General features: G+C 72.6%; 15 protein-coding genes. 13 read left to right on the top strand and 2 right to left on the bottom strand.

Translation table 11 applies throughout. The features are described from left to right. The first annotated feature begins 120 nt into the window (after positions 1-120). From ACFXGN_RS18195 to ACFXGN_RS18230, 8 genes are all read left to right on the top strand, one after another. The gene (locus ACFXGN_RS18195; protein ID WP_384859912.1) at positions 121-1,140 is read left to right on the top strand and encodes a diiron oxygenase; all 1,020 of its coding nucleotides are present in this window, start codon (positions 121-123) and stop codon (positions 1,138-1,140) included. Then, positions 1,137-2,336 carry a hypothetical protein gene (locus tag ACFXGN_RS18200; RefSeq protein ID WP_384859915.1) on the top strand — a complete coding sequence of 400 codons (1,200 nt, stop codon included), beginning with the start codon at positions 1,137-1,139 and terminating at the stop codon, positions 2,334-2,336. The genes ACFXGN_RS18195 and ACFXGN_RS18200 overlap by 4 nt, the downstream gene beginning before the upstream one ends. Then, on the top strand, positions 2,311-5,151 hold the full coding sequence (locus ACFXGN_RS18205) for an AMP-binding protein (RefSeq protein WP_384859918.1): 2,841 nt from the start codon (positions 2,311-2,313) through the stop codon (positions 5,149-5,151). The genes ACFXGN_RS18200 and ACFXGN_RS18205 overlap by 26 nt, the downstream gene beginning before the upstream one ends. Positions 5,152-5,173: 22 nt before the next feature. Continuing rightward, positions 5,174-6,766 carry an MBL fold metallo-hydrolase gene (locus ACFXGN_RS18210; RefSeq protein ID WP_384859921.1) on the top strand — a complete coding sequence of 531 codons (1,593 nt, stop codon included), beginning with the start codon at positions 5,174-5,176 and terminating at the stop codon, positions 6,764-6,766. Between the two features lie 192 nt (positions 6,767-6,958). Next, positions 6,959-9,019, top strand: a complete 2,061-nt coding sequence (gene pabB / locus ACFXGN_RS18215; RefSeq protein ID WP_384859923.1) for an aminodeoxychorismate synthase component I — start codon at positions 6,959-6,961, stop codon at positions 9,017-9,019. A gap of 65 nt (positions 9,020-9,084) precedes the next feature. Next, on the top strand, positions 9,085-9,954 hold the full coding sequence (locus tag ACFXGN_RS18220) for a prephenate dehydrogenase dimerization domain-containing protein (protein ID WP_384860382.1): 870 nt from the start codon (positions 9,085-9,087) through the stop codon (positions 9,952-9,954). Continuing rightward, complete coding sequence (cmlD, locus tag ACFXGN_RS18225) at positions 9,951-10,262, top strand: 4-amino-4-deoxychorismate mutase CmlD (protein WP_384859926.1); 312 nt, start codon at positions 9,951-9,953, stop codon at positions 10,260-10,262. Before ACFXGN_RS18220 ends, cmlD begins: the two co-directional genes overlap by 4 nt. A 70-nt stretch (positions 10,263-10,332) precedes the next feature. Continuing rightward, positions 10,333-11,511: a 3-deoxy-7-phosphoheptulonate synthase gene (locus tag ACFXGN_RS18230; protein ID WP_384859929.1), complete on the top strand. Its 1,179-nt coding sequence runs from the start codon at positions 10,333-10,335 to the stop codon at positions 11,509-11,511. A gap of 106 nt (positions 11,512-11,617) precedes the next feature. Here the strand turns inward: ACFXGN_RS18230 and ACFXGN_RS18235 are convergent, their stop codons facing one another. After that, positions 11,618-12,829: a Cmx/CmrA family chloramphenicol efflux MFS transporter gene (locus ACFXGN_RS18235; protein WP_384859931.1), complete on the bottom strand. Its 1,212-nt coding sequence runs from the start codon at positions 12,827-12,829 to the stop codon at positions 11,618-11,620. Between the two features lie 419 nt (positions 12,830-13,248). On the opposite strand from ACFXGN_RS18235, the gene ACFXGN_RS18240 reads away from it, so the two are divergent. Together ACFXGN_RS18240 and ACFXGN_RS18245 are read left to right on the top strand one after the other, a co-directional pair. After that, a complete protein-coding gene (locus ACFXGN_RS18240; protein WP_384859934.1) occupies positions 13,249-14,562 on the top strand; it encodes a cation:proton antiporter in 1,314 nt (437 codons plus the stop codon). Between the two features lie 8 nt (positions 14,563-14,570). Beyond that, positions 14,571-15,323, top strand: a complete 753-nt coding sequence (locus tag ACFXGN_RS18245) for a 4'-phosphopantetheinyl transferase (protein WP_384860385.1) — start codon at positions 14,571-14,573, stop codon at positions 15,321-15,323. Here ACFXGN_RS18245 and ACFXGN_RS18250 read toward each other — a convergent pair. Next, complete coding sequence (locus ACFXGN_RS18250) at positions 15,291-16,277, bottom strand: transcriptional regulator (RefSeq protein WP_384859937.1); 987 nt, start codon at positions 16,275-16,277, stop codon at positions 15,291-15,293. The two genes, ACFXGN_RS18245 and ACFXGN_RS18250, sit on opposite strands and share 33 nt — an antisense overlap. Positions 16,278-16,886: 609 nt before the next feature. Between ACFXGN_RS18250 and ACFXGN_RS18255 the strand changes: the two genes are divergently transcribed. Genes ACFXGN_RS18255 through ACFXGN_RS18265 form a run of 3 tightly spaced genes read left to right on the top strand, consistent with a single transcriptional unit; the run spans position 16,887 to position 19,281 of the window. Then, on the top strand, positions 16,887-17,384 hold the full coding sequence (locus ACFXGN_RS18255) for a hypothetical protein (protein WP_384859940.1): 498 nt from the start codon (positions 16,887-16,889) through the stop codon (positions 17,382-17,384). Between the two features lie 41 nt (positions 17,385-17,425). Continuing rightward, complete coding sequence (locus ACFXGN_RS18260) at positions 17,426-17,947, top strand: hypothetical protein (protein ID WP_384859943.1); 522 nt, start codon at positions 17,426-17,428, stop codon at positions 17,945-17,947. Further along, complete coding sequence (locus ACFXGN_RS18265) at positions 17,941-19,281, top strand: MAB_1171c family putative transporter (protein ID WP_384859946.1); 1,341 nt, start codon at positions 17,941-17,943, stop codon at positions 19,279-19,281. The genes ACFXGN_RS18260 and ACFXGN_RS18265 overlap by 7 nt, the downstream gene beginning before the upstream one ends. The last annotated feature ends 169 nt before the right edge of the window (positions 19,282-19,450 follow it).

Genomic DNA, 19,450 nt, shown 5'->3' on the forward strand with positions numbered 1-19,450 from the left:
AGTTGCACACCGCGAAGGACTGCACACCCTTGCGGGTGGCGGTGGATGTCCACAGACTTCACCAACGCCGGTCCCGGAAAGGGCCGAGCCCGCAAAGGGAAGAGATGGAAGGGATGGGCCATGCGTGACCACACGGACGAGAAATCCGGCGCGGCCAGGCACGACGAAGGGCACGTCCGGATCGGCGGGCTGCCGGCCTTCGACCCGGACGACCCCGCCGAGAACGCGGTCATCGACCGGCTCGTCGGAAACTGGCACCGACGCGCGGCCGTGAAGCGCGAGGAACCCGACGTCTACGCCCTGTTCGACCCCGAGCGCCCGGACTTCCGGGACGACATGGTCCCCTTCCGGGCCCACCCGGTCTGGGAGCGCCTCTCCGACGAGGCCCGGTCGCGCCTGCTGAGCTGGGGCTGGGTGGCCTACAACCGGAACACGGTGCTGATCGAGCAGCGGATCGCCAACCCGGCGTTCGAGCTGGTCATCGGCGGCGCGTACCCCGGTCTCGGCGGCCAGCAGCTGGAACTCGCCGTCGCGCAGGCCATGGTGGACGAGCAGTACCACACGCTCATGCACATCAACGGCAGCGCGGTGACCCGCCGGATGCGCCGGAGCGACTTCTCCGACCGCGTGCTGCCGGACTCCCACATCACCCTGGTCCACCAGGAGCACCTGGACCGCTGCGAGGAGCCGTGGCAGCGGAACCTCACCACGCTGGGCTTCGCGACGGTCGCCGAGATCTCCATCAACGCCTACCTCGACCTGCTCGCCGACGACCAGCGGATCCAGATCGTCAACTCCACCACGGTGAAGCTGCACAACCGCGACGAGTACTGCCACGCCTCCATCTCCGGGGAGATGATGAAGCAGGTGTACGAGGCCCTCCCGGCCGACCGCCGCCGCTTCCTCCTGGAGAAGGTCGTGGCCGGTCTGGAGGCGTTCGTCGCACCCGACTTCGCCACCTGGGAGACGATCGCCGCGTTCGAGGGCGTCCCCGGCTGGGAGAAGGCCGCCGCCGAGGTGCGCGAGGCCCAGGGCGGCACCCATCTCGTGCAGGACCACTCGGGGATCCACACCCTCCTGACGGAGATGGACGTCCTCGGCGAGGTCGAGTTCGGCTGGGGAACGACGGTGACCCCGTGACCTCCGGCTCCTCCGGCACCACCGTCCGCGCAGGTCTGCGCCCCGGCGCGGTCGCCGTCCGCGACATCTACGGATTCCTCGCCGACCTCGGCATGGACTGCGACGTCAACCCGTGCACGGCCTTCGCCGGGACCGTGGACCCCGGGCGGATCTCGGACGCCGCGGGCTGGCGGGAGTTCGTCGCCCGGCTCGGTCTCACCCGGGCGCTGTCGGACCTGGTCGAGGTGGCGGAGGAGGACGTGGCCGTCACCCTCGAAGCGGGGCCGGGGCCGGTCGGGGGCGCCCCCGACGACCTGGCCGACCTGGCCGACCTGGTCACCGCCCACCACAACAGCCGTCCCCTGGCGCTCGACGAGGCGGTGCACCTCGCGTACTGGCCGCGGGCGAACGGCGAGTACGTCGTCTTCGTGAAGTTCAGCCATCTGATCGTCGACCTGATCGACGTGGTGGACCTGCTCCAGCGCATCAGGGCGTATCTGCGCGGCCAGGCCCCGCAGGCCAGGACCGGCTCCCGCTACCGTCACCACGAGCGGACCACGAAGCAGTACGCGGCCCTGCCCGCGGCCGACCCCGAGGAGGTCACCCGGGCCCTCGGCGAGCTGCCCACGCCGGGCCGCAAGGGCATCCCGACGATCTCCGCGTCGGTGGAGGAGTGGCTCCCGCTCCGTGAGGGCGTCACCTTCGACGAACTGCTCAGCGCCGTCACCGCCGCCCTGCTGCCCACCCTCGGCGGCGGAATGGTCCTGCAGTACCCCTACTCCCGCTGGGAGTTCGCGACCAAGGGCGGCTACTACGTCGAGATCAAGCCGCTCGTCGTACCGGCCGGGCCCGCCACGGCGTACACCCCGGAGCACTTCGCGGAGACCCGGCAGGCGCAGGAGTCCCTCGGCCGGTTCACCATGTCCGACCTCGGCACCTTCGCCAAGGCGTTCGCCAGTGGCCGGATGCCCCGGATCGTCGTGTCCGACACCACGTTCATGCGTCCGGAGCCGGACCTGTGGCGCTGGGTCCCGGTCCGCAGCGCGCGCGTCTTCGAGGACCTCAAGTTCCTCGCCGACCGGTCGTGGCCGGGCCCGCCGCTGTTGCGTATGCAGTACAAGCGCGGCTTCCTCACCCCGGAGACCGCGGCCGACATCCTCCACCGACTCGACCAGCGAATGGGAGCACGTGGTGAAACTGCCGGATCTGCTGACTGACCTCTTCCGGCGCCATGGTGGACGGACCGCGCTGCGGACCGCCGGGCGGAGCTGGACGTACGAGGAACTCGACCGGGTCACGGGCGCGCTCGCCGACCGGATCGACCGCGAGTGCCCCGCGGGCCGCCGGGTCCTGGTCGCCGGGGAACACACCGCGGAAGCCGTCGTCTGGGCCCTCGCCGTGATGCGCAGCCACGCCGTCCACACGCCGATGAACCCCGGCCTGCCCGCCGACCGGTTCGAGGAGTTCGCCCGGGTCTCGGACGCGGCGCTCCTCGTCTGCTTCGACCGCGAGGCGCTGGTGCGGGCGGAGAAGGCCGGTGTCCCGGCCCTGCACGCCGGTGACGTGGGCTGGCCCACCGGTCCCGGGCCGGTGGACGACCCCGCCGGACCGGCCGGGGAGGGCCGCTCCCGCGTCGCGTACTCCATCTTCACCTCGGGCTCGACGGGCGACCCCAAGCTGGTCGACGTCGGACACGGCGGTCTGCTCAACCTGTGCCGGTCCCTGCGGCGGCTGCTCGACATCACACCGGACGACGAGGTCCTGCACTTCGCGTCGCTGTCGTTCGACGCCTCCATCAGCGAGATCCTCGGCACCCTGTACGCCGGGGCGACGCTGGTCGTCCCGGTCCGGGACCAGGCCTCGTGGCTGGGGTCCGTCTCACGGCACCTCGCCGCCCACGGCTGCGACCTGGCCATGCTGTCGCCGTCGGTCTACGCGCGGCTCGACGAGGAAGCCCGTCGGCGCATCCGGAAGGTGGAGTTCTGCGGCGAGGCCCTCGGCGAGAACGAGTACCACAAGGCGGCCCGGTACAGCCGGGTGTTCAACGCGTACGGCCCGACCGAGGCCACCGTCTGCTTCTCCCTGGCCGAACTGACCGAGTTCACACCGAGCATCGGCACTCCCGTCGACGGCTTCCGCGCCCTGGTCCGCGACCCTGACACGGGCGCCCTCGGCACCACGGGCACCGGTGAACTCGTCGTCGTGGGCGACGGGGTGGCGCTGGGCTACGCGGGCGGGAGTCCCGACGAGAACAAGGTGTTCGAAACGGTGGACGGTTCCCCCGCCTACGCCACCGGGGACGTCGTGGTCCTCGCCGACGACGGCCACCTCGTGTACGTCGGGCGGACGGACGAGCAGGTCAAGCGCCTCGGACACCGGGTGAACCTCGCCCATGTCGAGTCCACGCTCGCCCACCGTCTGGACCGGGAGGTGACGCTGGTCCGGCAGGGCGCCACGATCCTGCTGGTCACGGCCGTGGGCGGCGACGTCACCGAGGAGTCGCTGATGGGCCGGATCAGGACCCTGGTCCCCGTCTGGGAGGTGCCCGACCGGGTCGTGCTGGTCGACGCGCTCCCGCTGACCTCCGGCGGCAAGCCGGACCGCCGGGCCCTGCGGGAGCGGCTCGCGTCCCCCGTGGCCGCCGCTGACGGGGACACGGCGGAGCTGCGGAGGGTGCTCGACGTCGTGACCGCCGTCCTGGGCCAGGAGATCGGCCCGGACACCTCGATCTTCGACGCGGGCGGCAGCTCCCTCGCCATGATCCAGATCCAGGTCAAACTCTCCGAGACGTACGGCGAGGAGGCCGTCGAGGCCGCGTTCGCCGCGATGGACTACGACTTCGCTCCGGCCGCCTTCCTGCGCCATCTGCGCGGCGAGGCCGCCGCCCCGGCGGAGTCCGCCGTCGAGACACTGCTGCGCCGGGTGGTGTCCGAACGCGACGCCCTGCGCGCCGAGCTTCCGGCGCTTCTGCACGACACCCGGCACGAGCCGGCGCCGTGGGCCGGGGACAGCGGCCGGATCGTGCTCCTCACCGGCGCGTCCGGCTTCATCGGGGGGCACGTCCTCGACCGGCTGCTCTCCGTCGGCCGTCCCGTCCTGGTCGTCAGCACCGGCTCCCCCGACGGGGTCCTCGCCGGGCACCGCACCCGGTTCGGGCGGGAGGCGGCCGACTACGCCGGGGTGCGGGGGATCACCTACGAGGAGCTGGCCCGGTGGGTGGACCGGCGGCGCGGCCCCGTCCTCGACGCGGTGGTGCACTGCGGCTACCAGGTCAACCACCTGCTGCCGCTCGACAGCCAGATGGGCGGCAGCGTGCGCAACACGGCGCTGGTCGTCCGGGCCGCCGCGGCGCTGGGGGCCCGCTCCTTCGCCTTCCTCTCGGCCGCTTCGGCCGGGACGGAATTCCTCCCCCTGTCGGCCGGGACCCTCACCTCGGTGGGCGACCCCTACTCGCGGTCGAAGCTGATCAGCGAGGAGTACATCGACACCCTGACCGCCCTGGGGTGCGCGGTCTCCCACTACCGGCCCGGCCTGGTCTACGGACACCGGCCCGAGGACCACGACCACCTCAAGGACGACTGGTTCACGGCCCTGATCGAGACCGCGCGCCGGATCGGTACGATGCCCCGGCTCAGCGGCCACGTGCCGGTCTGCGACGTCGGCGCGCTGGCCGGGACCCTGCTCAGGGGTCTGGACACGGCCCCGGGCAGGGACGCCGGATCCTCGGTCGTGGTCCACCGCACGTACGCGCTGGACGAACTGCTGTCCCACACCGGGCTCACCGAATCGGACGTCCTGGAGCCCGCGGAGTGGTTCGAGCGGGTGCGGAGCGCCGGAGAGGTCCCGGCGCCGCTGCTCGCCGCCATGCAGGCGGCGCTGAGCGGGCCGGGCTGGCCCTCCGCCCGTCACGAGGTCGACCACGACATCCTCGGCCTGCTCCTCGGCTCCGTGCGGGCGCCCCGCGCCGGGGACGGCGCGGAGAGCGCCGTGGGGGCCGGGAACCACGTCGTCCACCCGTCGTCGTCGCGCTAGCGGGAACGGAGCCCTTGCCGACATGCGCTACTCGCTGCGTCAGGACGTCGCCGTCGAGCCGGTCATCGCCGGCTGGTACGGCTGGTCGTACCTGCTGCCGCCCCAGACCCTCGCCCGCTTCGTCCACAACCGGTTCACCCGCATCGTCGAGAGCTACCTCGACGCCCCCCAGGTCCACGCGGCGGCCGTCCGGCAGCGCCGGATGCACGGCGGCCCCTGGATCCACGCCCACGAACACCGCGAGGCCATCGAGACCTGGTACCGGGACACCGCTCCCCGGCGGGCGCTCCTCGATGAACTCTTCGAGGCGATCCGGCAGTTGGAGGAGGACATCCTGCCCGGCCGGAACGGCGAGTGCCTCGATCCCGTCTACCAGGAGCTGCCCCGGGCGCTCGCCGGACGGGTGGAGGTGTTCTACGGCAGGGACAACCGCACCGCCGACTACCGTTTCATCGAACCCCTCATGTACGCGTCGGAGTACTACGACACCTCGTGGCAGCAGGTGCGCTTCCGTCCCGTCACGGAGGACGCGCGCGAGTTCGCCCTCACGACGCCGATGCTGGAGTACGGCCCGGAGCAGTTGCTGGTGGATGTCCCCCTGGACTCCCCGCTGCTCGACGAGGTGTTCCGGGGCGGTCTGACGGGAGCCGCGCTCGACGCCCTCGCGGCGTCGTTCGGCCTGGAGGGCGAGCGGGCCGCCCGGTTCGCCTCGTACTTCGAGCCCGACCCGCGCCCCGCCACGGAACCGGAGCCCCCCGCGGATCACGACGTCCTCGAATACGTGGGCCACGCCTGCGTGTTCGCCCGCCACCGGGGGACGACCTTCCTGGTGGACCCGGCCCTGAGCTACACCGGCTATCCCGGCGGGGCGGAGAACCGGTTCACCTTCGCCGATCTGCCGGAGCGCATCGACCACCTCCTCATCACCCACAACCACCAGGACCACATGCTGTTCGAGACCCTGATCCGGATCCGGCACCGGGTCGGCAGGGTCCTGGTCCCCCGGTCCACCAACGCCAGCCTGGTGGACCCCGGGCTCGGCGGCATCCTGCGCCGGCTGGGCTTCACCGACGTCGTCGAGGTCGACGACCTGGAGACCCTGTCCTGCGGCCCGGCCGAGGTCGTCGCCCTGCCGTTCCTGGGGGAACACGGCGACCTGCGGATCCGCAGCAAGACGGGCTGGCTGCTGCGGTTCGGGGAGCGGTCGATCCTGTTCGCCGCCGACTCCACGAACATCTCGCCGTCGATGTACGCCAAGGTGGCGGAGGTGATCGGCCCGGTCGACACCGTCTTCATCGGCATGGAGAGCACCGGCGCGGCGGCCAGCTGGATCTACGGCCCCCTCTACGGGGAGCCGCTGGACCGCCGGAACGACCAGAGCCGACGGCTCAACGGCTCCGACTTCCCGCAGGCCCGGCAGATCGTCGACGTGCTGGAGCCCGACACGGTCTACGTGTACGCGATGGGCCTCGAACCCTGGATGGGCATCGTGATGGCCATCGACTACGACGAGAGCCATCCCGCCATCGTGGACAGCGACCTCCTGATCCGGCACGTCCAGGACAAGGGCGGGACCGCCGAGCGGCTGCACCTGCGCGGGACGCTGCCCCTCTGAGCCCGCCGGGGCCGTGGGCGCGGGCCCGGTCCCGCCCCGCGCCCACGGCCCCCGCACCCGCACCCGGCGTCCGACGTCCGACGTCCGGCCATGCCCGTCCCCGTCCCCGCCCCCGTCCCCCGGCGTTCCCTGCTCCCCCGGCCCGTCGGCCCCGCGCCCCTCGGCGAGCCCTTCGAGACAAGGTGCCCCACCATGCGCACGCTCCTCATCGACAACTACGACTCGTTCACCTACAACCTGTTCCAGTACATCGGCGAGGCCACCGGCCGGTCCCCCGTCGTCGTGACCCACGACGCCGACTGGTCGCGGCTGCGCCTCGACGACTTCGACGCGATCGTCGTGTCGCCGGGGCCCGGCAGGCCGGACCGGGCGAAGGACTTCGGAATCAGCCGCCGGGCCATCGCCGACAGCGGTCTGCCCGTCCTCGGCGTCTGCCTCGGCCACCAGGGCATCGCCCAGCTCTTCGGCGGAACCGTCTCCCTCGCCCCTGAGCCGATGCACGGCCGGGCCTCCGAGGTGCGCCACACCGGCGAAGGCGTCTTCAAGGGCATCCCCTCGCCGTTCACCGCCGTGCGGTACCACTCCCTGGCGGCCACCGACCTCCCCGCCGAGCTGGAGCCCCTCGCCTGGAGCGACGACGGCGTCGTCATGGGGCTGCGGCACCGCGAGAAGCCCCTGTGGGGCGTCCAGTTCCATCCGGAGTCGATCGGCAGCGACTTCGGCCGGGAGATCATCGCCAACTTCCGCGACCTCGCCCTCGCCCACCACCGGGCGCACCGGGACCGGGCGGCCTCCCCGTACGAGATCCGGGTGTGCCGCGTCGGCGTGCTGCCGGACGCCGAGGAGGTGCGCCGGGCCTGCCTGTCCGGTGACGACACGTCGTTCTGGCTGGACAGCAGCGCCGTCCTCGAAGGCGCGTCGCGCTTCTCCTTCCTCGGCGACGGCCGGGGCCCGCTCGCCGAGTACGTCACCTACCAGGTCACCGAGGGCGTCGTCTCCGTGCGCGGCTCCGACGGCCGGACGACGCGGGTCCGGCAGCCCTTCTTCACGTACCTGGAGGAGCAGCTCGCCCGTCGGCGCGTTCCCGCCGTCCCCGGGCTGCCCTTCGACTTCCACCTGGGCTACGTCGGATACCTCGGCTACGAGCTGAAGGCCGAGACGAGCGGCGAACCCGCGCACCGCTCCCCGCATCCCGACGCCGCGCTGCTCTTCGCGGACCGGGTGATCGCGCTCGACCACCAGGACGGCTGCTGCTACCTGCTGGCGCTCGACCGGCGCGGGCAGGACGACGGAGCCGGGGCCTGGCTGCGGAAGACCGCCGAGATCCTCACCGGTCTGGCCGCCCACGCCCCGCGGGACCGGACCCCCGTCATGAGCTTCGGCGCCCCCGAGGCGGCGGCGTGCTTCGGCGCCTCGGCCCGGGCCCGCCACGACAAGGACGCGTACCTCAAGCGCATCGACGAGTGCCTGGAGGAGATCCGCAACGGCGAGTCGTACGAGATCTGCCTGACCAACATGGTCACGGCGCCGACGGACGCGGCGGCCCTGCCGCTCTACTCCGCGCTGCGCGCGATCAGTCCGGTCCCCTACGGCGCCCTGCTCGAATTCCCGGAACTCTCGGTGCTCAGCGCCTCGCCGGAACGGTTCCTCACGATCGGCGCGGACGGTGGCGTCGAGTCCAAGCCCATCAAGGGCACCCGTCCCCGGGGCGCCACGGCCGAGGAGGACGAGCTGCTCCGGGCCGACCTGGCCGGCCGGGAGAAGGACCGGGCCGAGAACCTGATGATCGTCGACCTGGTCCGCAACGACCTCAACAGCGTCTGCGCGATCGGCTCCGTCCACGTGCCCCGGCTCTTCGAGGTGGAGACCTTCGCCCCCGTGCACCAGTTGGTGTCCACGATCCGGGGGACGCTGCGGCCCGACACGAGCACCGCCGCCTGTGTGCGTGCCGCCTTCCCCGGCGGTTCCATGACCGGCGCGCCCAAGAAGCGCACCATGGAGATCATCGACAGGCTGGAGGAGGGCCCCCGGGGCGTCTACTCCGGCGCCCTCGGCTGGTTCTCGCTGAGCGGCGCCGCCGACCTGAGCATCGTCATCCGCACCATCGTGCTGACCACGGGCCGGGCCGAGTTCGGGGTCGGCGGGGCGATCGTGTCCCTCTCCGACCAGGAGGAGGAGTTCACCGAGACCGTGGTGAAGGCCCGTGCGATGGTCTCCGCCCTCGACGGCGTCGCCGTGGCGGGCGCGCGGTGAGCGGCTTCGCGCGGAACGGCTTCGCGCGGAGCGTCGTCGTCGGCGGGAGCGGAGCGGTGGGCGGCATGTTCACCGGGCTGCTGCGGGAGGCGGGCGGCCGGACGCTCGTCGTGGACGTCGTACCGCCGCCGGAGGAGCGGGGCCCCTGTCTGGTGGCCGACGCCACGGCGCCGGGGCCCGAGCTGGCGGCGGCCCTCGGCCGCGCGGACCTCGTGCTGCTCGCCGTCCACGAGGCGGTGGCCCTCGAGGCCGTGGCGCCGGTGACCCGGCTCATGCGTCCGGGCGCGCTGCTCGCGGACACGCTCTCCGTCAGGGCGGGCATGGCCGCGGAGCTCGCCACCCACGCCCCCGGGGTCGAACACGTCGGCCTCAACCCGATGTTCGCCCCGGCGGCGGGCATGGCGGGACGGCCCGTGGCGGCCGTGGTCACGCGCGACGGGCCCGGTGTGTTGGCGCTGCTGCGGCTCGTCGAGCGCGGCGGCGGCAGGCCCGTACGGCTCTCGGCGGAGGAGCACGACCGGACGACCGCGGCCACCCAGGCCCTGACGCACGCGGTGGTCCTCTCCTTCGGGCTCGCCCTCACCCGGCTGGGCGTGGACGTCCGGGCGCTGGCGGCGACCGCCCCGCCGCCGCACCGGGTCCTGCTCGCCCTGCTGGCCCGGATCCTCGGCGGCACCCCCGAGGTGTACGGGGAGATCCAGTGGTCCAACCCCGGTGCGGCGCCCGCGCGGCGGGCGCTCGCCGACGCGCTGCGCTCCCTCGGCCCCCTCCTCGGCGACGGCGACGGTCCCGGCGGGGCGGCCGAGGGACTGGACGGCGTCTTCGAGGAGCTGCGGCGCTTCATGGGGCCGGAGCTGGCGGCCGAACAGGACCACTGCCGGGAGCTGTTCCGCGTCCTCCACCGCACCGACGACGAAAGCGAGAAGGACCGATGACCGAACAGGACGAGCTGTACCGGCTGCGCGGGGAGCTGGACACCCTCGACGGGACGCTCCTGGACACGCTGCGCCGCCGCATCGACTGCGGCGTCCGCATCGCGCGGTACAAGTCCCGGCACGGCGTGCCGATGATGCAGCCCGGCAGGGTCAGCCTGGTCAAGGAGAGGGCCGCCCGCTACGCGGCGGACCACGGCCTCGACGAGACGTTCCTGGTGAACCTGTACGACGCGATCATCACGGAGATGTGCCGCGTCGAGGACCTGGTGATGGACCGGGAGAGCCCGATGTCCGAGGAGCGGCGCTGAGACCGTCCCGCCGGACCCCTGTGCGCGAAACCCACGACAGCCCCTTCCCGTGGGGGCGGAGGAGATCACGATGCACGCGACCATGACGCTCGCGTCCCTGACCGGACGGACGGCGGCGCAACAGCCCTACTGGCCGGACCCGGACGCCCTCGGCGCGGTGGAACGGGAGCTGGCCGGGCTCCCCGTCCTCACCACCGAGAACGAGACCGTCGACCTGATGAGCGGGATGGACCTGGTCGGCCGGGGCTCGGCGCTCCTCGTCCAGGGCGGCGACTGCGCCGAACGCTTCCACGAGGCCGTTCCGGAACTGGTCCGGCAGAAGGTGGACAACCTCCAGGGGCTGGCCGCGATCATGCGGGCGGGCAGCGGGCTGCCCGCGGTGACGATCGGGCGCATCGCCGGCCAGTACGGGAAGCCCCGCTCCTCGCCGTTCGAGACGGAGGACTCGGGCTCGGGGCGCCAGATGCCCAGCTACTGCGGCGACGCCGTGAACGAGCCCGAGTTCGAGACGGCGGGCAGGACCCCGGAACCCCGCCGGCTGCTCACCGCGTACACGTGCGCGCGTCTCGTCCTCGACGAGATCCGGCACTCCTGGCCGGGGCGGCCCGTCCTGGAACGGGTCTACACCTCCCATGAGTTGCTCCTGCTGCCCTATGAACGGCCGCTGGTGCGGAGGGGCGCGCACGGCGTCTACAGCGGTTCCGCCCACTTCGGGTGGATCGGTGAGCGGACCCGTCGGGAGGACGGCGCCCACGTCGCCCTCGCCCAGGCCGTGCACAACCCGGTCGGCGTCAAACTGGGGCCGACGGCCTCACCGGAGGAGGCGGTCGCCCTGAGCCGGTCGCTGAACCCGGAGGGTGTGCCGGGGCGGCTGACGTTCATCGTGCGCTTCGGCGCGAAGGACGTGGACCGGCTCCTGCCGCCGGTCGTCGAGGCGGTCGCCCGGCACGGCGCGCCGGTCGTCTGGCTCTGCGACCCCATGCACGGCAACGGGCTGAAACTGGCGGGTCACAAGACCCGGCTCATCGAACCGATGCGGGCCGAGGTCACGTCCTTCGCCCGGGCGCTGCGGGCGCACGGGCAGTGGCCCGGGGGCCTCCATCTGGAACTGACCCCCGATCCGGTCACCGAGTGCGTGTCGGAGCGGGACGAGCCGCCCCGGTTCACGGACTACCGGTCCACGTGCGACCCGCGGCTGAATCCCGAGCAGTCGGCCGAGATGGTCTCCCATTTCCTCTCCCTGCTCTGATCCCCGCTCTGATCTCCGCTCGGACGCGGGCGTCCCGCGCGTCGTGGTGTCCGGCCGGTCGCCCGCCCTCCGGGGAGGGCGGGCGACCGGACACGGGGAGCGGCGGTCAGGAACGGGCCTCCACGGGGCGCCCGGACGGCAGGTCCTCCACGGCGCCGGTGCCGGTCTTGCCGCCGGTGAGGCCGGTGACCCGGGCGACGCCCGCCAGGATCAGGGCGACGGCGACGAGCACGGCGCTGACCACCAGCGGCGAGCGGTAGCCGAGCTGGGTGCTCAGGGCGAGGCCGCCCAGGGCGGGCCCGACGGCGGCGCCCACGTTCAGCGCGGCGGTGGCGAAGCCGCCGCCCAGGGTGGGGGCTTCGGACGCGGTGTAGAGGGCCTGCGCGATCAGGGTGGAGCCCACGCAGAAAGAGAGCGCGCCCTGGAGGAAGACGAAGACCAGCGCCACGACCGGGTTGCCCGCCGTGAGGGCGAAGAGCAGCCAGCCCGCCAGCAGCGCCGTACCTCCGACCGCCAGTACCTGGCCGGGACGCGTGTCCGCCAGCCGGCCACCGATGTTGACCCCGACGAAGGACCCGACGCCGAACAGCGCGAGCGCCGCGGGCACCCACCCGGAACCGAGGTCCGTGACGTTGGTGATGACGGGAGTGAGGTACGTGAACGAGCAGAACGTCGCTCCGTTGACCAGCGCCCCGAGCACGAGGATGACGATCAGCCGGGGCCTGCGCAGCGCGCCCAGCTCGTGGCGGACGCTGGGGGCCGCGGGATCGACGGGCGCCGACGGCACGGACCGCAGCACCGCGAAGACCGCGGGGGCGGAGATGATCGCGACGCCCCAGAAGGCAGAGCGCCAGCCCCACGCCTCGCTCAGTACGGCACCGAGGGGGACGCCCGCGATACAGGCGAGGGTGACTCCGCTCAGGAGGACCGAGGTCGCCCGGCCCTTGGCCTGGGGTCCGACCATGCTCGCGGCGGTCGCGAGGCCGACGGCGAGGAAACCGGCGTTGGCCAGGGCGGCGATCACCCGTGTGACGAAGAGGACTTCGAAGCTGTGGGTGAGCGCGCCCACGACATGGGCGAGGAGGAAGGTGATCAGGAAGGCGAGCAGGGCCCGGCGGCGCGGCCACCGGAGGCTCAGCATCGCCACCAGCGGCGCGCCGACGACCATGCCGACGGCGAAGGCCGACGTCAGCGAGCCGATGGCCTGGAGGGAGACGCCGAAGTCGGCGGCCATGTCCTCCACCAGCCCGGACAGCATGAATTCCGACGTTCCCTGGGCGAATACGGCCAGCCCGAGAACGTAGATGGCGAATGGCATGAAAAAGCTCCAACTACATCGCAGAAAGGGGAGACGCGACGCATGGACAGAAGGTCATGCGGTCGCGTGGGAGCCGTCCCGGAGATGACTCAGGACGTGTTCCCGCGACGCGGTTGATCCGTGGCAGACGCACGACACGCTGCTCGACCGGAAGGCCGGGGAGGAGCAGGGTCGCCGGAGGTTACGCGATCAGCCACCGGATCACCGGTGGCTCGATTCTTTCTGCCTCGGGGCTCGACATACCTCTCAACATAGCAACGCCCGGATCGCCGTGTCTAACGCCTTGCGAAGCCCCGGCGCCCCCGGCATTTCCGCCGTTCCCGACCGCGTACGGCACCGCCGTCCCGGATCGGACGATCCGCGGGAATCCCCAGAATTCCGCAGAACTCCGTAGAACTCCGCAGAACCAAGGAGCGTTCATGAGCACCCACCAAACAGCCATGATCATGGTCGGTCTGGCGTTGATCCTCACCCTCGCCCATGTGCTGGGGCGCCTCGCGCGACGGTGCGGCCAGCCGGCCGTCGTGGGCGAGATCCTCGCCGGCATCCTGCTCGGTCCGACGCTGTTCCACGGCGCGCTCTCGGACGCGGTCTTCCCCTCGGACGTGCGGCCGATGCTCAGCACGCTCGGCAACCTCGGCGTCGCGCTCTTCATGTTCCTCGTCGGTCTCGAACTCGACCGGCGGCTGCTGCGCGGGACCGGGCGCGCCGCGGCGGGGGTGTCCGTGGGGTCGATCCTCTGCTCGTTCGGGCTCGGCACCCTGCTGGCGGTCTGGCTGTGGAACGACCACGCGAGCGGCGACCGGCTCGCCTTCGTGCTGTTCATCGGCGCGGCCATGTCCATCACCGCCTTCCCGGTCCTGGCCCGCATCCTCACCGACCGGGGCATCCAGCAGACCCGGGTAGGGGCGCTGGCGATGGCGAGCGCGGCCGTGGGCGACGTGATCGCCTGGCTGCTCCTCGCGGCCGTCCTGACCTTCACCGGGAGCCAGAACTCCTGGCAGGTGCTGCTGGTCGTGCCGTACGCCCTGGTCATGATCGTGGTGGTGCGCCCGCTGCTCGGCAGGTTCCTGGCCGCCCGGGAGCCCCGGGGGGCGGACGACGGCGAGCGGCACGCCGCGCCGCTGGGCGTGCTGGCGGTGCTGCTGCTCGTGTCCGGCGCCCTGAGCGAGTGGTTCGGGCTGCACTTCATCTTCGGCGCGTTCCTCGCCGGGGCGATCGTCCCGCGCCACGGCACGGAGCGGCTGCGCGCGGCGGTCGTCGTCCGCTTCGAGTCGATCACCTGGATGCTGTTGCCCGCGTACTTCACCGTGGCGGGTCTGAAGGTGGACCTGAGCACGGTGGACGGGGACGCGATCGGTCAGTTGGGCCTGATCCTGCTGGTGGCGGTCGTCGGCAAGTTCGGGGGCGCCTACCTCGGAGCGCGGGCCGCCGGTCAGCCCGGACGGTCGGCGACGACGCTGGGCGTCCTGATGAACACCCGCGGCCTCACCGAACTCATCATCCTCGGCGTGGGACTGCAGGCGGGGCTGCTCGACGCGGACCTGTACTCGCTCATGGTGGTCATGGCCCTCGTCACCACCGCCATGACGGCGCCGCTGCTGCGCTGGGCCTACCCGCGCCAGATGGTCGACGCGGACCTGCGGGAGCTGGCCGCGGAGTGGGAGGCGACGGTCCGGCACACCGAGCGCTCCGGGCGCGGTGACCGGCGGCCCTCGGAGGCGAAGCACTGATGTCCACGCTGCTGACCGGGCTGGTTCCCGAAGCGGTCCTGACCGCCGAGGAGTTCGGTGACATCCCGGACGCCTGGATCTTCCCGGAGGAAGCGGCCGTGCTGAGCCGGGCGGTGGACCGCAGGCGCCGGGAGTTCGCCACCGTACGGCACTGCGCGCGGCTGGCCCTGACCGACCTGGGGCGTCCGGCGGGGCCGATGGTCCCCGGGGAGAGGGGGGCACCGGTCTGGCCGGAGGGCGTGGTGGGCTCGATGACCCACTGCGACGGCTACCGCGCCGCCGCCGTGTCGCGGAGGATCGACGTGGCGGCCCTGGGCATCGACGCCGAACCGCACGCGCCGCTGCCGCCGGGCCTCCTCCGCCGGATCGCCTCGCCGTCCGAGCGGGACCGGCTGAGTGCGCTGCGCCACGCCCGGCCCTCGCTCCACTGGGAGCGGGTGTTCTTCAGCGCGAAGGAGTCCGTGTACAAGGCGTGGTTCCCGCTGACCGGGTCCTGGCTCGACTTCCGGGAGGCGGAGCTGGTCCTCGACCCGTACCGGCAGACCTTCCGCGCCCGTCTCCTGCGGACCGGTCACGACCACGAGGGGCGGGTGCTCCACACGCTCCGGGGGCGGTGGCGGGTCGGTCGCGGGCTCGTCGTCACCGCCGTCGTCCACCGTTCCCCGGCGCTCGTCCCGGTGGGCTCGGGCGCCGCCGGGGGAGCCTCCGGCTCCCCCGCGCGACGGGCGTCAACCGGTCAGGGAGTCCTCGACACACCGTAACTCCCGGGCCATCCCCTTGAGGTCGTCGGCGCAGGCGGACAGGATGTCGGCCACCGCCTCCCTTCCGTGCAGGGGGATGGTGGGGGCGAGGCGCTTCCATTCCTCGGTCGTCCGCAGCTGGGTGTGCAGCCGGTGCAGGACGAGCCGTCCGCTCTCGCTCAGCCTCAGCGAGGGATCGTTGCGCAGGCCGTCGAAGAGGGTGATGCGGCGGGCGAGGTCGTGGGCGGCGGCGCGCCCGGCACGGTGCTCGTCCGACGCGGGCGACGCGGTGGCGGCGGCCGGGTCCGCGGGGTCGTCGGACCGACGGCTGTCCGGCACCGCGGGGCGCCCCTGGGCCAGCCGGTGGCGCACGTCCCGGGCCGTCCCCACGGAGATCCCGGCCCGTCGGGCGATCTCGCGCAGGGAGGTGGCCGGGTTCTCCTCGATCACCTCGGCGGCCACCCGGCGTCCCTCCGCCGCCGTGGCCGGACGGATCCGGCCGTCCCGGCCGACGCGCGCGTCCGGCCGCGCGTCCGGGTCGGCGATGCTCCGGCGCAGCGCGCCCACTCCGGTGGCGTTCCAGCCGGTCCTCTCGGCGATGCTGCGGTCGGACCAGTGCGGGTGGGTCCGGATGATCCGCAGCGCGGCCTGCTTCCGCTCGTCGACCGAGAGCGGGAGTCCGTGCCGGGTGTTGGACTCCACGGCGAGCAGGAAGGCCGCGTGCTCGTCCCCGTCGAACCAGCGCGCGCCGATGGTGCGCCGGTTGCGCAGCTCCGCGGCCCGCACCCGGTGCATACCGTCGACGACGCGCAGGGTCGCCCGGTGCACCAGGATCGGGGGGAACTCCGCCTCGCTCTCCGCGAGGGCCCGTACGTGTGCCTGGTCGATCGTGAAGCGCGGCGAGTCCGCCGGTTGCAGGGTGCGTATGTCGATGTCGAAGGTGGACGTCTGCCGTTGATCCGACAGTGCGGACATCAATGCCTCCAGGAATGCACGTCATCCATGACGGAAAGGGTGGGACGGACCGCCGCCGCGAGCAGGGCGGAGCGCCGTGCGGGCGCACGGGCGGCGGGAGAGGGGGGGACCGCCGCGGCGGGGCGCGCGGGGATCACGGGTGGGGGGATGGGGGCGGGGAAAAGGGGGACGGGGGCGGGCACGGTGGGGAGACCGTGCGGGCGGAGCGCGTACGGGGCCGGTGCGAGGTGGGGTGCGCGAGGTGGGGGTGCGGACCTTCGCGGAGCGCGGAGGGGTCAACCACCGTGCCGGGGAAGGCCGTTTCTCGTCATGACACGGCGCCCGGCGGGAAGCCCGGCCTTCGGCGGCCCGCGCCTGGCCCGTTCACCCGTCGGTCCTGCGTGTCACGCGGCTGCACCATGCGATCGCGGTCCTTTCGGAGGGAGGGACGACGCCTCGCCCGGCGCCGAACGTAGCCGAAATGTGACGCTAAGCCAGCGGATGAAGAGCGTCAACACGTCCGCTGACGAGGACAGCCCTGTCCGTCTCCGCGCCTGTCCTGGATCACTCTTGTCCGCTCAGGAAAACAGGGATACACATGGGCTGTGTCTTCGGGAGGGGAGGGGCCGCATGGGCGAGGACCCTGGACGCCACGACGGAGTGCGTCCGTTGCTGCGGAAGTTCGACCAGCGGCTCGTCGAACTGATCCGCGCCGTCTACCCCGACGAGCAGCAGCGGCCGGGGTACGCCCGCCTCGCCCGGGAGATCAGCGCCGCGACCGGCGGCTCCATCTCCGGGACGTACCTGTGGGAACTCGCCTCGGGCAAGAAGCGCAACATCACGCTCGAACAGCTCGACGTCCTGGCCCAGTTCTTCGGAGTGCCCCCCGAGTACTTCCTCAACGAAGAGGTGTCCCAGCGGGTGAAGGCCCAGCTGGAACTCGCCACCGCCCTGCGGGACGCCAAGGTGCGCAGCCTGGCGATGCGGGCCTCGGGCCTCTCGCCCGCGAGTCTCGACTCCCTCCTCACCATCGTGAACGAGACGAGGAAGACGCAGAACCTCCCCGAGGTCGACCGCCAGGCACCGGGCGAGGACGCCGGAACGGACGGAGAGACGAGGGCCACGTGACGGGGCACCTCTTCGAAACCGACGCCAAGGAGCGGTAGCCGTTGCTCACCCCCACCCTGCACCGACGCTGTCGGAAGATCGCCGAGCGGGTCCGGCTCCCCCAGCCGTTCTCCATCCCCACCTTCCGCGAACACGTCGCGGAACAGCGCGGACGCCCCCTGCACCTCCACCCGTTACCCCGCGACGCGTCGCGGGCGGGCGCCTGCGGCCTCTGGCTCGCGACGACCACGGACGACCACATCTTCTACGAGCGGCACACCTCCGCGCTCCACCAGGAGCACATCGTGCTGCACGAGTTCGGCCACATGCTCTTCGAGCACGGTCCGCAGGCGGAGGAGACGGACGACGGCGACGCCCTGCGCAGCACCTTCCTGCCGGACCTCGACCCGCACATGGTGGGCCGCATCCTCGGCCGCACCAACTACTCCACCCGTCAGGAACGCGAGGCGGAACTGCTCGCCAGCATGTTGCGCACCGGGGCGGACCAGCCGCACCGGCACGCGCCACAGGGTCCGCTCGCCAGTCTGAGCGCGGCCATCGGGGTGGAGGACTCCGGGTGCTGAGCGCGCACCTGACCGCGATCGGCACCTGGCTCGCGTACCCCGGCTGTCTCTGCCTCTGCCTCGCCGCGCTCCTGCGCGCGGCGGCGTCCCTGCGCTCCCCGGAACAGCGCGGGCTGTGGCTGGCCGTGGCCACGGCGGGCCTGGCGATGACGCTCGACCTTCCGGCCGTCACCGGATCGGCGCGGCTCCTCGGCGCCGACCACACGGTCGACCTGGTGAGGAACCTGACCGGAGTGGTGTCGGCGGGCGCCGTGCTGTTCTTCGTGTCGGCCCCCAGCAGGAGCCGTCGGCTCCGTACCGGCCTGTGCGCCGCCGTCGGCGCGGTCCTGATCGTCCTGACGGTCCTCGACCTCTCCGCCCCGGCGCACACCGCCCACTCGGTGACCGCCGCCGGGGGGCCGACGCCGTCCTCCGCGTACTGGCTGACGCTCATCTCCACCCATGTGGTGTCCAATTCCGTGTGCGTGGTGGTCTGCTGCTGGTACGCCCTGCGCACCGACGACCGTCCTCTGGCCACCGCCCTGTGGCTGTTCGCCTCGGGCACCGCGCTCGCCGCGCTCTTCTGGATCGGCCGACTGCTCCTCCTCTCGTCCGACGTGCCGTGGGTACTGCCGTACCTCCCGCTCCTGATCAACCTGCACGCCCTCCTGCGAGCGGCGGCCATCCTCGCGCCCACCGCCCTCGCCCTCGCCAGGACCCTGGCCGACGCCCGTACCGTGTGGCGTCTCTGGCCCCTCTGGCGCGAGCTGGTGGGCGCCGTCCCCCATGTCGTCCTGACCCGGCGCGGGACGAGGCTCCTCGAACTCCTCTGGCCCCCGGTCCCGCGCGGACTGCTCGCCTACCGCAAGCTCATCGAGATCCGGGACGCGATGCTGGAGCTCGACCACTACGTGCCACCGGGGCTCCCCGTCCTGGCGCGCGAGCGCGTCCGGCCGCTGGGACTCCCCCCGGTCCAGGCGGACGCGATGGCCCTGGCCTGCGTGATGAAGGAGGCCCGCCGGGCGAAGCTCGCGGGCCGCCCTCGCTACGACTCCCCAGGAGAATCGTTTCCCTGTGACAAATCACCCGAGCCCCTCACTCTCCAGGAGCACGCGACGGCCCTGACGGCCGAGAAGACCCACCTGATCGCCCTGGCCCGCGCCTACACCTCGGCACCCGCCTTCTCGTTCCCCGCCCCCGGACGCGCGCCCGGCACGGGGACGACCGCCACAAGCGGCGGAAGCGGCGGAAGCGGCGGAAGCGGCGGGGCGGACGGGAACACCGGCGCCACCGGCACGGCCAAGACCGACAACCGACGCCACGACACCCACCCACCCCTCCGCACACCCGCCTGACCGGCGACCGAGCCCGCCGCCGCACGAACCTTCGACGCGGTGTCCGCGTGTCGAACACCACCCCGGGACAGCGAGGACCGGAGGTCCCGGCGAGGCGACCCGCGCCGCGGGCGCCGACCACCAGCCTCCGCTACGGCCCGGCGCCCGTGCCGGGCCCGCGCGAGTTCGC

The sequence above is a fragment of the Streptomyces sp. NPDC059247 genome (assembly GCF_042754005.1).
Taxonomy (GTDB): Bacteria; Actinomycetota; Actinomycetes; order Streptomycetales; family Streptomycetaceae; genus Streptomyces.

Coding starts and splice junctions, on each gene's coding strand:
- ACFXGN_RS18195 (WP_384859912.1), top strand. CDS start 121: ATGCGTGACCACACGGACGAGAAATCCGGCGCGGCCAGGCACGACGAA.
- ACFXGN_RS18210 (WP_384859921.1), top strand. CDS start 5,174: ATGCGCTACTCGCTGCGTCAGGACGTCGCCGTCGAGCCGGTCATCGCC.
- pabB (WP_384859923.1), top strand. CDS start 6,959: ATGCGCACGCTCCTCATCGACAACTACGACTCGTTCACCTACAACCTG.
- ACFXGN_RS18220 (WP_384860382.1), top strand. CDS start 9,085: ATGTTCACCGGGCTGCTGCGGGAGGCGGGCGGCCGGACGCTCGTCGTG.
- cmlD (WP_384859926.1), top strand. CDS start 9,951: ATGACCGAACAGGACGAGCTGTACCGGCTGCGCGGGGAGCTGGACACC.
- ACFXGN_RS18230 (WP_384859929.1), top strand. CDS start 10,333: ATGCACGCGACCATGACGCTCGCGTCCCTGACCGGACGGACGGCGGCG.
- ACFXGN_RS18235 (WP_384859931.1), bottom strand. CDS start 12,829: ATGCCATTCGCCATCTACGTTCTCGGGCTGGCCGTATTCGCCCAGGGA.
- ACFXGN_RS18240 (WP_384859934.1), top strand. CDS start 13,249: ATGAGCACCCACCAAACAGCCATGATCATGGTCGGTCTGGCGTTGATC.
- ACFXGN_RS18250 (WP_384859937.1), bottom strand. CDS start 16,277: ATGTCCGCACTGTCGGATCAACGGCAGACGTCCACCTTCGACATCGAC.
- ACFXGN_RS18255 (WP_384859940.1), top strand. CDS start 16,887: ATGGGCGAGGACCCTGGACGCCACGACGGAGTGCGTCCGTTGCTGCGG.